This window comes from Atlantibacter subterraneus (assembly GCF_007570865.1).
Taxonomy (GTDB): Bacteria; Pseudomonadota; Gammaproteobacteria; order Enterobacterales; family Enterobacteriaceae; genus Atlantibacter; species Atlantibacter subterraneus.
Map to the genome: position 1 here is coordinate 60,750 of NZ_VLPS01000002.1, position 15,206 is coordinate 75,955.

Annotated in this window: 10 protein-coding genes; all 10 read right to left on the reverse strand. The window is 53.5% G+C overall.

The window, feature by feature from the left end:
- Positions 1–2: 2 nt before the first annotated feature.
- The 10 genes from FND52_RS05565 to FND52_RS05610 all read right to left on the reverse strand — a co-directional run bounded on the left by FND52_RS05565 (position 3) and on the right by FND52_RS05610 (position 14,774).
- Entirely contained in the window at positions 3–1,217 is a 1,215-nt protein-coding gene (locus tag FND52_RS05565; protein ID WP_144129943.1) for an ABC transporter permease, read from the reverse strand.
- Positions 1,207–1,932, reverse strand: a complete 726-nt coding sequence (locus FND52_RS05570) for an ABC transporter ATP-binding protein (protein WP_144129945.1) — start codon at positions 1,930–1,932, stop codon at positions 1,207–1,209. The genes FND52_RS05565 and FND52_RS05570 overlap by 11 nt, the downstream gene beginning before the upstream one ends.
- Positions 1,932–3,893, reverse strand: coding sequence for a vWA domain-containing protein (locus FND52_RS05575; RefSeq protein WP_144129947.1), 1,962 nt, complete (start codon positions 3,891–3,893; stop codon positions 1,932–1,934). The genes FND52_RS05570 and FND52_RS05575 overlap by 1 nt, the downstream gene beginning before the upstream one ends.
- Positions 3,890–4,897 carry a hypothetical protein gene (locus FND52_RS05580; RefSeq protein ID WP_167509337.1) on the reverse strand — a complete coding sequence of 336 codons (1,008 nt, stop codon included), beginning with the start codon at positions 4,895–4,897 and terminating at the stop codon, positions 3,890–3,892. The genes FND52_RS05575 and FND52_RS05580 overlap by 4 nt, the downstream gene beginning before the upstream one ends.
- The gene (locus tag FND52_RS05585) at positions 4,891–7,599 is read right to left on the reverse strand and encodes a virulence factor SrfC family protein (RefSeq protein WP_144129949.1); all 2,709 of its coding nucleotides are present in this window, start codon (positions 7,597–7,599) and stop codon (positions 4,891–4,893) included. Before FND52_RS05585 ends, FND52_RS05580 begins: the two co-directional genes overlap by 7 nt.
- On the reverse strand, positions 7,599–10,667 hold the full coding sequence (locus tag FND52_RS05590) for a virulence factor SrfB (RefSeq protein WP_144129951.1): 3,069 nt from the start codon (positions 10,665–10,667) through the stop codon (positions 7,599–7,601). The genes FND52_RS05585 and FND52_RS05590 overlap by 1 nt, the downstream gene beginning before the upstream one ends.
- A gap of 17 nt (positions 10,668–10,684) precedes the next feature.
- Entirely contained in the window at positions 10,685–12,163 is a 1,479-nt protein-coding gene (locus tag FND52_RS05595; protein WP_144129953.1) for an SrfA family protein, read from the reverse strand.
- Positions 12,164–12,213: 50 nt separating this feature from the next.
- A complete protein-coding gene (locus FND52_RS05600; RefSeq protein WP_144129955.1) occupies positions 12,214–13,350 on the reverse strand; it encodes a tellurite resistance domain protein in 1,137 nt (378 codons plus the stop codon).
- A gap of 115 nt (positions 13,351–13,465) precedes the next feature.
- Positions 13,466–13,972 (reverse strand): hypothetical protein, encoded by a 507-nt coding sequence (locus FND52_RS05605; RefSeq protein WP_244290553.1) that lies wholly within the window; start codon positions 13,970–13,972, stop codon positions 13,466–13,468.
- Positions 13,973–14,036: 64 nt separating this feature from the next.
- Positions 14,037–14,774: a coiled-coil domain-containing protein gene (locus tag FND52_RS05610; RefSeq protein WP_144129957.1), complete on the reverse strand. Its 738-nt coding sequence runs from the start codon at positions 14,772–14,774 to the stop codon at positions 14,037–14,039.
- Positions 14,775–15,206 lie beyond the last annotated feature (432 nt).

Here is a 15,206-nt window from a genome sequence, read left to right on the forward strand (position 1 = left end):
AGTCATACCTCGCGCAGGCTCTGCGCAGGTTCAATATTTATGGCGCGCCAGGCACCGATGCCAGCGACCAGCGTCGCTACGATAAGGGTTAATAACAGAGCGACGAGACAGTGCCACGGTGTGATCCTGCAAATCATCTGTCCGGTTGCCTGGCTACCGGCTAATGCCCGATTAAAGACCTGGCTGGCCAGGAAATAGATAGCGAAACCGCCCAGATAGGCCATCAGGCTGAGCAGGCAGCCCTGAATAATGACATACGCGCCTACTGCTGGACGGGTAAAACCGAGCAGGCGCAAGACCGCGATTGGCTTACGTTTACGGTCAACATTCGCGATAAACGAGCCAATAAGTGAAGCGATGCAGCCAATCAGCGCCGTGGCGGCGATGGTGTTAAAAATAATGCCCAACACCCGATTGATGCTTTTTACATTCTCAATATCGGCTAAGCGACTGGTGGTTTCGATACGCTTCGCTCTGAGGTCGCGCTCAAGGCTGGCGACCCGATCGATATCCCGGGCATATAATCTGGCGCGAGCATAAAGCGGCGGTTTGCCGTTAAGCGGAGCGCCGCTGGCGATGCCCAGTTCCGTGACCGCATAGCCATCACGGAAATTCTCCAGCGCCAGCAATAATGAAGGATGCGTAAAAATGGCATCGCGATTGAAATAGGTCGCTGGCAAAATACCCGCCACGGTAACGCTTTTTCGGCCCCATTCCCGGCGTTCGTCAAACAGTCGGCTCACCCGCAATGTCAGCGAATCGCCCACGCTGGCTGCCAGCTTTCGCGCGGCTTCCTGGGTGATCACCACTTCGCTTTCCTGATGAAGTTCACGTTTTCCTAATAGCGGATCTCCGGAGCTTGTCGGGATAACTTCAGCATTTTCAATAAAATGCGTGTTGTCAGTTTGCAGGTCGGCCAGCGTGTTCAGCGAGCGCGTTTGCCCGATGGCAAAGCCGACATCAGGGCGCTGCTGTAACTGAGTAAGCCACGTCTGGTCATAGCTGCCGCTGCTTAGCATACGGATCTCAAGGTTACGAGGATCGTGGGCCAGATCTTGTTGTAATTGGTCCACAATCCCAAACCGCAGACCAAAAAGCAGCAGCAACGGTGCGATGACGGCGACAAGAGAGGAGACGATGCAAAAAGAGATGATGCGATCGTGCCACAGGTCTTGTAAGGCCAGGCGGGCCAGCAGTCTGGCTCGGTTAAAGGACAAAATAGGTTCCTTCCTGTTCGTGCTGCGCTGATGCCGTCAACGGTTCAGGTTGGGCAGTTAAACAGGGTAAATTGAAGTGCTGCACCAGCGGCCAGTCATGGCAAACAACCAGGGACATCATGCCCTCCTGGCGGACTAACTCAATAAACAGACTGAATAATTTCTGCGCGTTGTAAGGATCAAGCGCCGCGGTGGGCTCATCTGCCAGTACCAGCGCAGGACGGTGTAATATCGCGCGCGCGAAAGCGGTTCTCTGCCTTTCGCCAAAGGAGAGCTGGGTCGGATATTTAGCCAGTAACGGCGTCAGTTTTAGCGTTTCGATAACCCGTTCCAGCATGGCGTTGTCGGGAGGTTGCCCCAATAACTGGCACGGCAGGAGGATATTATCGTTGACATTCAGGTAGGGCAGCAGGCCGCCGTTTTGCAATACAAAACCAAGCTGGCGGGCGCGAATGGCGGCCAGCTCGTTATGCCGCTCGCCATTAAGTAGCGCCATAATATCGACATGCTGCGCGCCTTCGCTAAGCTCAAAGCGCCCAATTTTATTGGGCTGCAACAAAAGACCAATGGTCTCCAGTAAGGTGCTTTTACCACAGCCGCTTTCACCCGTTACCGCCATCACCTGGCCTGGCCGCAGCGTGAGCTGCGGCAGGTAAACCCGGTGGGAATGGCTGCCCTGGCCGCGAATGACGCACAGATCTGCAATCTGCAACATCAGGGCATCATTTCCAGTGGGATTGGATAAACGCGATCGCGCGGATCGCTGCCTTTGGCAAGCTCAACCCAGCGATCCACATCGGCGTTATATTTCTGGTAATGGCGCAGCTTGGACGACAGCGTGCGGATAAATTTCTCCTGCGATAATCCATCCCAGCTTTTCCATGTCTCTTCATCAAGGTTCAGCACATCGCTCTTGTAGGGAAGATCGGCCAGATATTCCCCCAGCACACCCAACTCGCCGATCCGGGCACTGTCATTTTGTTTAAGCTGGTTAGGGTCTGTCCCCATGGTTGCAGCAACGGTACGCAACTGTTCAAACATTTTAGTTGGCGAGATCATGCCTTCATTGGCCGCTTTCAGGATCTGGCTGACAGCATCGCTTAAATCGCTGAGTTGTCCCTTAGTCAGCAGAACGCGGACATCGGTAGTGGGGATATTTTGTTTGATCAGATCGCGGTCGCTGATCCATGCCTGGAAGACTAACGGCGCCTGGGTGCTGTTGCGTTTACCCAGATAAGCCAACTGCATGGCGTGCCCAATTAATGCGGTATCCTGCAGCAGTTTCTGTTCCGGCGTCAGTTTTTTCCCGTCATCCTTCGCGTACAGGGCGCTGCCAATTGCGGCATCCCCCATATATGCCGATTTCACCTGTTCAGTAATCGCGGCGGCAAGTGCATCTACCTGTTGCCCAAACATGGTGAGATCGCCGGCATTTACCGCCTGGTAAAGGTTGGATTGGGTGCTATCAAAGTTAGAGAGATCGCGATACTGGCTTTCGGCTTTAGCATGGTTCTCTTTACCGCCCGGCGTTTTAAGATGCAACGTATAGATAGCAATGCCGCGGTTACCTGCCTCCAGACGAAGCTGGCTGGCATCAAGGCCGGAGCCGGACAGCTTGTTGCTGCCGTCAATAGCGCCGGCATCGGTAATCAGAACCATGTAACGCGCGCCATACGGGCTCCAGTCAATGTCATCAATAGCGGACAACACGCCGGAGTACGCATCCTCGTCATACAGAGAACTGGATACCTTCGCTTCTTTAAGATCGGCAACCTTCTTCAGGAAATCCGGGCCATCTTTTACCTGGTTAGGGTCTGCATAGATTTTGGTGCGGTATTCAAGCCCCGGTACGGCTTTGGTATTTGAACGATAAGAGACCAGACCAAACTTGACCTGCCCATCCAGATGCTCGGCTTTGATCTTGTCATAAATCTTATTAACCGCTTGTTTGGTGCGCTCGATGTATGGCCCCATCGAGATGGTCGAGTCAATCACGAAGACCACCGAGGCATTAAACCCTTTTAGCTGGTTCACGCTCTCTTGTTGTTTCGGCGTCTCATCGGCTTTACTGACAGAAGCCACGTTCAGCAGGCGGGTGTAGAAGCCATCTTCGGTCATAACCTCTTCGCCGCTCAGGATGGGCAGCAGATAAAACTGTTTTTGCAGATCGACAAAATATTCGGGCTCTTCCGCCTGAATCCCTTCGGCATGCCCGTCACGCTTCAGTTTGGCGCGCAGCGGCGCAACCAGAGATACCGGATCAGGGGCAGAGAGAATGCTGTCAAGGCTTTGTTTTTCTTTAAAAAACAGCAAGCGATCGCGGTTTGCCGGGTTGGTAAACGCCAGCGTTAGCTGCATTTTCCAGTCGACGGTGCATGACGATGGCAACCAGCCGATAGTTTTGCCATAGCTGTCTGGCCCAACGTTGACCCAATTTTGACCCTTTACTTCTTCTTTTTTATACACATACAGGCTGCTAAAAGCAGGCTGTATCTGACCGTTCTCATCGCCCGCGGCTGTTCCGAGCTTGCAGCCAGGTGTGGTGAGAACCCGTTGGTATAACGTTTTTTTCCCTTCCTGGAGCAGCGGCTTGTCGCCATCGGCGGCAAAAACATGACCGCTAAGCAACAAACCGCACACAGGCAGAACCAGGCGACTCACTGGATTGCGGATCATTTTCCTAGCTCCTCAAGACGCTGTTTAGCCGTTTGATTGTCGGGTTCGGTTTGCAATACGGTTTCGTACCAGTAGGCTGCGGTATCTTTATCCGGCTCTTTGAAACACTCGCCTGGCTGGTGGAATTTAGGATCGTATTCAGCCGCGTATGCCAGGGCGATTTTGGTGTCGCCGCCCTGAGCGCGATTCGCGTAAAGACGCTGCGCGACGCCGCACTTGTTCGCCTGTTTCGCGGCCTGAATAATGGTCAGCAGCTTGTCGCTGTCGAGTTTTTCCTGCACGCAACTCTGTACGAAATCAAGCTCGTTAAGGTTTTGCAAACGCTCTGCCGAGCAGCCATTCTGCGCCGCTGGGGCAGGGGTCGGCGCAGCCGCTGCGGTTTCCTGTTGCGCTTGTACCGCCGGGACGATATCTGGCGCGTTATCCCGGCCTAAAAACCACCACAGAGCGCCGGCAATCACCACTAAGGCCAGCACTGCCGCGCCAATAAGCGGAAAACGGGATGCCCCGGATGCTTGCGGCGGCTGTTCCTCGGCGTGGATGACTGGTGAGGCGGGGGTAGGCTCAACAACCGTTTCTGCCGCAGCGACGGGGGCGTCTGCGGGCTCCGGCGCCGCCAGCATACTGCTGCTGCTGTAGTCACCCGTTTCGCCTCTGGCCTCTGAAGAGAGAAGTTCATCGCGTACCAATTGCAGCGTGGTATTGCGCGTTTCTCCTGACGGCAATTTGATTTGAATCTGTACCTGGCTTGCGGTCGCCAGCAGCGGATCAAGCAACGTGGGCCCAATACGAAAGCCGCTGCCGCTGGCAAGCGGGTAACCACCGTTCACGGTAAACCAGTGTGGAGCTGAACTCCAACTGGCATCAGGTTGCAAATAGTGCTGCGTATTGTTGCAAAGCGTGAAGGTCAGGTCTGACAAGAGTGCGGTATCGCCACGTAGACGAACCATCAGTTGTGCAGTACCCGGCGCTGCCGGTTGGCAGGCGATGATTTTAGCTAGCATGGTGTGTTCTCTTGTTTCAGTTGACTGATAATCTGGCCAAGTTGTCGATTATGTTCGAAGGAAATATCCCGAGTGGCGCTATGGCCCGCATTGTCCAGTACGACGCTCATCAACGCGGATAGCCAGTCTCCCAGATAGGCGACGCCAGGCGGTGGCGCGACGGCCGCGAGTTGAGGGAGTTCCTCACTGGCGAGCTGCTTCTGGCGTAGAAACACTTTGTTTTTCTCACCGACATAGCTATTGGGAACCTTCTCTGGCGGCAGGGTGAGGTAGCCAAACCAGGCGATAAAATCACGCATTGCCAGATGAGCGCGCAAAACCTGGCGCGCTCTCAGGTGCTCGCGAGGCGTTTCTGTCTGTTCCTGACCGGCAAGGGCTCGTTTCAATGTTCCTTCCAGATCCAAACGCGTGCCGGCGGTGATCAGCTCCTCGCAAAGCGGATTAATCAGCTCGCTACTCATGCCAAGCTGGCGCCACTGCGATGTTTGCTGGGGCAGTTCGCGCAGATGCGCCACCCAGGCTTTAAAGGCCTGGTGGGCAAAATCATCGTCCTGGCCCACGCGTTCCGGCGCGGAGGCTACCGGGGCATCGACAACAGCGGTATCAGCAGGCGTAGCCGCGAAGGGATTGCTGGCAAAGGGGTTATCGGCGAACGGATTCCCGCCAAACGGGTTGGCAGTAAACGCGTTGGCTGCCGGGGTTTTACCCTCTGTTTTCGGTTCAAGATCGCGAATACTGAGATAGATGTTATTCAGTTCCTGGGTGGGCAGAACCAGACGTTCGATCATCTCCCCCATACTGTGGGAACATGCGGATAGACCCTGCCATAGGTCTTTGGCAATGGCCTGTTTTTTCACAATCTGGTCGTCGCCGTCTTTTTCATACCAACGGCCAAGTCGATGATCGCCCGTGTCCAGACGGCATTGCTCGAGTTGATGCTGTAAACGCTGTAGCTTGAAGTCCAGATGGGCGACGCCGCGCAGCGCTCTGGTCAGACGCGCCATACCTCCGTCGTTTAACTCCAGCATCGCCTGCCAGGCCGCTTTTGGATCGGCAACGTGACGCTGCACGTTTTTACCGCAGACAAAGGTATTGCCCATGGTGTCGAGCACATCGCGATACCGTTCGGTGATACCGACCTCCTGGAGTCGCTCCTGGCCGGCGTCACCTTCCAGTTTCAGGAAAGGGTTATCCAGCCCCGGTTTGCGTACCAGGAAGCAGTTATTGAAAGGCTGATTGGTCGACCACTGTTGAAGCCAGTCATACTGTGAGAAGCGCTCCAGTAGTGTCATATGCAGCATGCCTTCCCAGCCTTCTTTTAACTGGCTTTCGGTGTGTTGCAGACTGTTGTTGATGCGCATATCACACATAGTGATCGCCCAGAACAGACCGGGTTTATTGCCCGCGCGCTCTTCGGCGCTTTTACCCTGGGTTTTCTCTACCCAGCGGTTCAACACCGGGCCAACGTCGGCAACATCGCTCTGTTTGGCAGAACTGGCGCAGACGACAAGGGCATTCATTTCCTGGTTATCGGTATAACGCTCGAACAGGTACGCGACTTTTCCGCGAAGCAGTAATTGCGAAATCGCGTTAAGGCCATCTCTGCCAGCCTGTTCCAACGCGGTAATTTTGAGACGGCCGCGATAGCCCGGAAAGTCGAGTAGATCCACTTTTTCCACGACGCTGTCCGTTTCCACTTCCGACAACGGGAAGATCAGCTCGGTGGTTAAGGCCGCCAGCTCAGCCTGAGTTAAGCTGGCGCTGCCAATTTGTTGATCCTCTTTCCAGTAGCGAATCTCAACGTTGCGATCCTGGCTGGATCCTAGCCGGTTAAGGCTATCTACGTTCATGATACTGCCGCTGCTGTGGTCGGTAAGCGTCTCTAACGGGGCAAAGACCATCCGTGCATGATTAAGCTTCGCCAACACATTGGCTAATGAGCGGTAAGTTTCAGTGAGGGCCGGCTGCTCTCCCCACAGTAAAGAAAAGAGCTCCGCGCGCTCATTTGGGCTCAGCGCCGGGGCGATTTTCAGCACCTGCGGCCAATAAGCGTGTTCCAGCTTCTCCACTGACTTTTTAAAAGAGGCGTTAAGATAATCCCATAAGGCGACCACATCTTCCTGGCTAACGCCGTTATCGTTTTGGCCCTGAGCGGCACGCTGGAGGAACGGGCGCAGACGCTCTTCAATCCGGCTCTGTTCCAACTGGTAGCTCAGTTGCTCATGGTTAAAGTCGTTAAACCAGGCGTTTGCCAGAATCTTGGCCAGATCGATTTCACTGAACAGGCGCAAGGGTACCGGATAACCGGCGGGAGCGGCTGGCGCCTGGCGGGTAAAGCGGGTGACCAAACCGGTGGCCTCTTTACCTCCGCCTACCGGGTTAACCTCTTTGATAAAGTCGACGCGTTTTTCGCCGTAAAGCGCTTCCAGCGAACCGTTGCTGCCCGCCGCCAACGCTGAAATCAAATACGATTTCCCGGCCTGAGAAATACCGAAAAAGCCGACGGTCATTGGCGTTCTGGCAACCTGAGTCAAGCTGTTGGCCAGATTACGCGTGCGCAGCAAACTCAGGCTGAGTTTGTCGGCTTCGTTGTCCAGTCGACGCGATCCAGTGCGTACGCTGTCGATCCAACCGAGCCCGTCCAGACAGCCCTGAGCGATAGCCGCCCAACCCTGAGAGAGAGATTTTTGTTCGCGATTCATTATTTTTTTACACTCCCGCTATCGAGCCAGTGTCGGCTATCAATGAGCCCTCTGTCGGGCATGGTATTGAGTTCCAGTTCTACATCACGCTTGCTGAACGACTTATCGGTGTTGCTGCTGACATCAGCAATGGTCAGACGATCGCTGATTAACCCGAGTTGATGAGCGCGTTTACCTTTATCTATCGTCAGTCTGACTTTGAGATACGGAGAGCCGTTATCCGTAGAGAGGGCGGCGGAGAATTTTTTACGTCCTTCTTCGCTAAAACGTAGGGTATAAAGCGGAGCCGCAGTCCAGCGTTCAGCATCAAGTTGCCGATAACCCAGGCGCAGATCGCCGCGCATAATGATGCTTTGCGTGGTCTTTTCACCGTTTTCATCAATAATGGCGGGCAGCGCGATCTGCCCATTTTCAGATTCGATATGTCGGTAAATGATGTCGGCATCGCGAATCAGGTTGTCCATATCGATGGTGCCAATATGGCGGATCGTCGAATAGGGTTTCAGCGCCGAGGTACGGAAATGGAAGTTCGGAATGCTGTGGTTTGCGCATAACTGCGTGAGCATGGCACCCACGGAGGCGGTACTTTTCGGATCGTCGATATGACCGTTTTTATGGAATGGGTACCAGGTGCCGGTCTGATAGCCATGCAACGGTAAAATGCGCCCCGGAGGCAACGGAAGGTTACGGCGAATAATTGCCTGAATCCCCGATAGCTGGGACGGACGACCGGTTAACAGCAGCAGATCGCAATGATAGCAAGACAGCACTTCACAGAGTGACGTAAGCACTTTATCGATGTTGAACTTACCTGCGCAGAAATCGTTATGTACTTTGGCTAGCGGAAGATTCAGCATAATCTCCGCCAGTTGGAAATGGGATGAGCCACCGGCTTTCTGGACTTCACGCCGTACAAATCCTTCCACTTCATCCCGAATACTGCCCGCAGGTAGCAGCTCGCCGACACGTTGGTTAATCAACGTGTGTGTTTGTTCATCCAATGGATCGTATTGCTCATAGGCACCAAGGATATGCAACGCGAGTGGAACGAACAGTTGCAGGCTGAGCTGTTGGCGCAGAACCGCTTCGGCCGCGCTGATATTCTGCGAACCGCACAGTTGGGACATCAGCGTTTCAATGGAAACCACCCCAGCTTCACGCAGAGCCTGCTCAAAAGCAGGCAGAACGTACGCCTGAATGACATCGAGCAAGATATCATCGCCTGCGATCTTAAAGCTGTCGCGAAAACGTTGGTGAGGGATGATATGCACATTGGTGCCGCCACCGGTGTGACCATTATGATCGAGCCGATAATCACTGATCACCAGATCGGTGGTGCCGCCGCCAATATCGATTGAGGCCAGAGTAATGCTTTCGCGATCGGTGCGGTCAGGCCGGCCAATGGCATCAAAAAACTCCTCCGGGTGACCGGCAAAGTTCTGATTAATCTCCGTATAGAGATAAACCAACTGCGCGCACGACGCTTCATCCCATTCAACTCTGATTTTAGGCAGTGGGATCTTGATATGGCCCTGAGTGTGTTCTTCCTGCTCGTCCTGGTAGGGCTCGTTCTCGCCATTATGCCAGCGCAGTGATTTCCACACCAAACCCACGGCCTGACGCATGCGCGCGTCAAGGACGCAGCGCTCCGCCATTGGCATGCCTGGCGGCACAGTGAGAATAATATGGCGCAACTGACGCGGGATACCGGCATGCCCCTGGCGAATACGCTGCTCCGGGCTGTTAATCTGGCTAATAGCCTGGGTCAGCACTTCGGCCAGCATAAAGGTCATCAGCGAGCTACGTGAATAGCGCGGGGTAAACACCGGGATGCGATCCATTTCATCTTCAATGGTGTGCAGCGCTTCGCCCCGTTCATCGATCAGGTTGGCAAAGGGCGCAGCAGTCGCGAGCGGGTTGCTGTCCTGCACGTAGCTGCCGTTAAAACGCCAACCCTGACCATAAAACTTCTCATCCCACAGATAGCGTTTAGGGCTCGATAAGCCAGTTGATCCTTCGCTGCCTTTACGACGCGCCGCTAAACGGCTAGCTTCGCCGCCAATACGGGCGATGGTTGGCCACTGGAACGCATCGTGGCGACCGCTGCGCACGGAGCAGTGATCTTTGCCGAAGAAGGCTTGCGAAAACTCGACCCGGCTTTCAAAGGGATCGGTATAGATGTGTTCCGGCGCGCTGAGATCGCGTAGTTTCAGCACATAGTTGTGCCTCAGGCCTGAACCTGACTGCCCATGATCTTCAATAAGAATGCCGCAGGTACGTGAATTTCCGACATCGAGGATAAGATCGACGGCGATGGGTTTGATGGCGTTGGTTTCCCGATTAGCAATCACCCTGAACTGCGGTAATTCAACGATCGGCGCCGTCTGGGTTTGCAGACCTTCAACCGGGATCGCCATTAGCGACAGGAGGTTGAGGTAATGCGCCAGTGGATACTGTTGATTAAGCTCCTGCTCCCGCTCGTCAAGATCCCGGCCTTTGCTCGCTTCTTTAAAGACTTCGATGAGCCAGTCGGTGATCCAGTCCTGAGTCAGGTACCAGTTAAGGGCATAGGTTGCCGTCGCGACAGCGAAGGTCGCGCCGGCATTAACATCTTCCTCATTCGGGCTAAGGTCTGCGGCAGCATGCTGTTTGGCCATAATGCGCGTGTCAATCGCCACCGTCATACGATGGCTATGCCCGTCTATATCGGGTTCCGGCAGTTTGACTAAACGAAAGCGCGCCCAGTTCAGCGGCCCTTCCTGATAGACATTGGGTGGGCTAAAACGCAATAAAGGCAGCGGCAGCCAAATGCCATCAAACAATTTAAGGCTTTGCTCAACCGGAATATCGTACTGGCTTTTTGCCTTCTCAATATTATTGGGGGCCGGTTGATAGAAATAGTAATCGCGCTGTTCGTTGTAGATTAAACGCGTCAGTACTCCGTTTGCTAATTTAACAAACTCGCCTGCGGGCAGACGGCCAGGGGACAAACCAAAATCCATAAACTGGATCCCGGAGTCACCCACCAGGGTAATTTGACGATCGAAAGATACAATCTCAGGCAACATAGTTATCTCGTCCCTGTTCAGGAATTAGGTTGAAGCATGCGAATAGGAAACGTTTTTTCCCCATTATTGCTGCCCATACAATCGGCATGACCGGCAGCCGGTGATTTGCACTCGATTGTCGGCACGATAAAGTTTGAACCGTCGCTACATTTCATTTGTTCAGAATTGGTAATGCTTAGCGCGCCCTGCTGCACCGTGCCGCTGGCAGGGCCAGTGCAGGTAACGCCGCTGGACTGGCGGACGCTGACGCTGCCATTGCCCTGGTCAAAGTTATATTGCAGTTGCAGAGGACGTCCGGTGAGCTTGTCCTGAATACCGCCATTCACGCGCCATTCGCCGTTAAGAAACTGCGCTGGCCCCTCGGGTAGCGTGGCAGGAAGCGTCAGCGGCTTGCCCTGCGCGGGGATCGCTGGTGGCGCGGTAACCGGTTGCACCGCTGGCAGCGTTTGGTCATCCGTGGCGAGCGGTGCCGCGGGAGGCGGCGTGACAGGCTGGTCAGCACCGGTTTCATTCGCGGCAACGGGCGGGGGCAGTATGTCGCCGCTGGCCAGGGCAGGAGAGACTTCTGCCGGAACGACAGGCTGAGAAGTCTCACGGGCAGGCTGCGCGTCTACCGCAGCCCCTTCCGGCACGTCGTGGACGGCAGGTAAGCCAGCAACGGTGTGTGAATGGGTATCAGAGATCGGGGGAGTTACGTTATGAACGTTTACCCCTGAGCGTTCCAATGTGGGATCTGCCACTGCCACTGCCGCTGTTTTATCCGTAGAGACGGCAGGCAGACCGGGGAGTGAAAGCGAAGGTACGCATCCGCGCAGCAGTCCCAGTAACAGTGCCAGCAGCAGCAATGCAAGCAGCAACCAGAGTAGCCAACCCCAGCGCCAGCGTCGGCGCCGGCGCGCCACAGGAGTGACAACAGGGGGAACTGGCGGCGCGACGGACGCTTCCGCTGGGGGCAGAGGCGCTGCGCTTGCGAGGGGGGCGGCTGGCACTGATGTCGGGCTCAGCCAGTGCATTGGATTACGTTGCTCGCCCTCCGGATGGATAAATCCCCAAAAGGTAATGACCAAAATGCCGTTGACCAGATAGACAAACTCGTAGTCGGGAAAATGGGTCACGGACTTCAGCAACTGGGCGAAAACACGGCGATCGCCGCCGGTGCCGCTTTGCTCTGCATTGAGCAGCTGTTCGCTGAGTGACTGAACCGCCATCTGAAATTCAGTAAACTGCAGGCGGGCTGATTCCCGCTCCGCTTCGCTTGCACCGCTCCATGGGATCACGTCGCCAGGGAAACTGCTATACCAGTCAGTTCTGTCCCCGCCCTGATCGTTTTGTGGGATGGCCAAATGCCGGGCCAGATCGCGCCCGGCATCGAGACGGTAAATGGCTTCACGGAGCTGGAAGGCCATTTTGAAAACCGGATAGCCGGTTTCACCCAGCGCCTTAAATGAGGAGTTATGCCCGGTACGCAGCAGGGGGCCCTGAATCGAATTTCGCATTATCTGAATCCTTTAAGGCTATGATTTAACAAAAGCCATTGTGGTGCAGGCTACTTTTTGCTCGCGCCAGGCGTCCATTCAAAACCCCAGCCATAGTGCTTATCCAGCGCCTTTCGATTGGGAAAGAAGCTGTCAAGCCGCTCAACGGTGATGTTGCCGTTGACGTTTTTGAGTCTGGCGATTGCCGCGACGTTATTAAGCTGATTGCTATCAGTGAGCGTCGATGTAATCGGCGGCTGATCGGGAACATAAATCGTGATGGTGGCATCCGTTCCGCGCCAGTTATCGGTGCCGCCATAAATGAAGCTATAAATCAGGACCTCATCAATCTCCTGCCAGTGGCTGCCGTTGATAAAGAGCCATTCTCCATCCTGCGCATTGCCCTCGCGTAAATCTTTTTCCAGCATCAGATACGGTTTTTTGTCATAGTTTCCGCGGAAATTACTCAACGCTTCGGCGCCGCTGATGTGGCCATCTTTCAGCCGAATAAAAGCGGCGATATCGAGATCAACCGGCTCTTTATGATTGCCCTGTTGCCACGTCAGGTTAATTTTGATGCGACCGAAATCGTTGCGTTTCTCCAGATTAACGCTGGGGTTCGTCTGGGTTAATTGCGTGCTGGCAGGCCTGACGACGGGCGTATCCTGTTGTACCGGCGCGGGGAGCGGGGCAGAGGGTTTTTTAGACCACCACCACCATGCACAGGCCACCAGCAATAACAACAGCAGCAGCAACAATAGCCACGGCAGAAAACGCCGCCACCACGGAATAACGACTACAGGCTGTGGCGCTGTTTTTCTGACAATGGCCCAGTTGATCAGCACCGGTTCGCCCCCCACGCTATAACAGTGGAGACCCTGCGAATGCGTTAATAGCGTTTGTAAGGCTTGAGCCGAGTGGTTTTCGCCGCGCGCGACCAGTTGGTCAATCAAACCAGCCAGAATATCGTGATATTGCTGGCGCTTGCTTTGTACGGCGAGTTGTTCGGTATCACTGAGTGCCGAAAAGGGCTTCGCCAGCCCCTGGCGTTCAGTCCACCATTCCAGATGACCTTGTGTACTACGCCGCACAGTGGCGTAAAGCAACGCCAGAGACGGCGGAAGATGACGGTGTATGATAGCAACCGTCTCCTCATAGATTTTCAGAGTCGCTTCATCAATAGGCGCAGCAGTTGTTAAACGTTGCATAACCGAAATCATTGTTGTTGTGAATTATCTGCGTGATATGCATACAACCGCATACCAGAGCCGTTGGGCGGTGGGCAAAAAATCGCTATGCAACCAGAGCCGCTTTTTTACGCCTTTAGCGAAGTGTATTGGCTTCCTCAAGGACTTTAATTCTCTGCCTGGCTTGCGCGACTTTCTTTTCAATTTCCGCAATCTCACTTGCGCTGCTGGCATGCTGAGACTGGCGTTGCAGCGCCTGCAACTGCGTTATTTCCCGCTGACGTTCACTGCTTTTGATTTTGCTGGATTTCAGTTGGCTAAGGGTTTGCGACAGGTCCGAACGCACGGCGTTTAACCTTGCCTGTTCATCGGCAACCTGCTGATTGACGTTTTGCTGTCGGTTTTGGGTATAGGCTTGCTGTTGTTTCGCTGACTCATTTTGATACTGGCTGAGTCGAACCTGTTGTTCTTTTTGATCAACCTGCTGGCGATAACCGCCGGAGGTTGCGCAGCTCAGTTTGGTGATAAAACTTGGATCCTGCGCATGCAAATCACAGTCCTGCGGAGAAGTGGCGCAACCAGTCAGTACGATAGATGCGAGAAGTACGTATTTTCTCATCGAATTGTCCATAAACAGAGTCAAATAACGATGGTTTACCTGCTAAAGCCATCTTAAAAAGGCCGATAATCTTATCGGCCAAAGGTTGTTAGCCAAGAGAAATCGCCTGGCGTTGTTCGTACAATTCGTTGGTTTCTTTTTCCAGGTCGCTGATCTTGCTATTCAGACTGGCGTACTCTTTGTTCAAACTTTCCAGTTTGTTTTTATCGGCTGAGGTGGTGGCGGCTTGACCTTGTAAAGCGACTTTATAGGCAGAGTCTTTTTCCTTCATGCCTTTCATCGTTTCTTTCATCTTGCTGATGTTGGCATCGATTTGCGATAACTGGACTTTAGCAGCCGCTTTATCAAAGCCTGCTTTGTCTTTTTGGATGCTCATTTTAGTTAAGGTGGCCTGGTTTTCGCTGATGACCTGCTTCATCGTCAGCGTCGATTTGTTCACTGCCGCAGTATCATTGCTGATGTCTGTATTCATTGCATCCAGGCGATCGGATGTTGAGGCATAATTTTTTTTCAGACCATCAAGATAATAGTTAGCCGTCATACCCGCCGCACATCCCGCAGCGCCACCAATAGCGGCACCCGCTACTGCTTTTTTGGTATCGCCAGCCAGGGCACCTATCATAGCGCCGAGAGCAGCGCCTGATAACGCGCCAACACCACAACCCTGCGCACCGGAAGCGCTAAAGAAGCGGGATTGCTCAGTGGTTGTCAAACGCGGATCGGGTTTTGTTCCCGACAGCAGAGAGCTTCCGGTATTAGCGCAGCCGCTTAACAACAAGGTTGCGGAGACCAGTAAACAGGCAGTAGTTCGCTTAAAGGTATTCACTATTTTTTTCCTTAAAAAAGTATTAAATCAACAACAAAAGGCTGTGTAATAAATCAATTTTGATTAAGTGATGTTTTTATAGGGAATAAACTGAATTTTTTATAAAGTGCGAGCAGAGATCCCTACAAAAAAGTAGGCTAATAACCGTCAAGTTAATTTCGTTGTGCAACTATTACGGTGTTAAATAATAGTTATCTTTTTTCATCGTTATTTGCCAAATGACTAAATGGTATTTTCAGAGCGCGTTATGATAGGATTTCGATTCAGATTGTGGGCTTCACCTGCGCGATAGATTGGTATACAAACCACCCACAGCCGGGTATCGAAGACATGATCCCTTGTTCACGACTCATAAGAATTTTCCCCGATTATACCCGATTCATTCATGATGTGAATTTAAAATAACGTTGAAATATTGCGCGCTTATTTTTG

What these genes read in the sequence shown, in the direction of transcription:
- FND52_RS05600 (WP_144129955.1), bottom strand. Translation starts at nt 13,350, where the DNA reads ATGCAACGTTTAACAACTGCTGCGCCTATTGATGAAGCGACTCTGAAA.
- FND52_RS05570 (WP_144129945.1), bottom strand. Translation starts at nt 1,932, where the DNA reads ATGTTGCAGATTGCAGATCTGTGCGTCATTCGCGGCCAGGGCAGCCAT.
- FND52_RS05590 (WP_144129951.1), bottom strand. Translation starts at nt 10,667, where the DNA reads ATGTTGCCTGAGATTGTATCTTTCGATCGTCAAATTACCCTGGTGGGT.
- FND52_RS05575 (WP_144129947.1), bottom strand. Translation starts at nt 3,893, where the DNA reads ATGATCCGCAATCCAGTGAGTCGCCTGGTTCTGCCTGTGTGCGGTTTG.
- FND52_RS05580 (WP_167509337.1), bottom strand. Translation starts at nt 4,897, where the DNA reads ATGCTAGCTAAAATCATCGCCTGCCAACCGGCAGCGCCGGGTACTGCA.
- FND52_RS05585 (WP_144129949.1), bottom strand. Translation starts at nt 7,599, where the DNA reads ATGAATCGCGAACAAAAATCTCTCTCTCAGGGTTGGGCGGCTATCGCT.
- FND52_RS05595 (WP_144129953.1), bottom strand. Translation starts at nt 12,163, where the DNA reads ATGCGAAATTCGATTCAGGGCCCCCTGCTGCGTACCGGGCATAACTCC.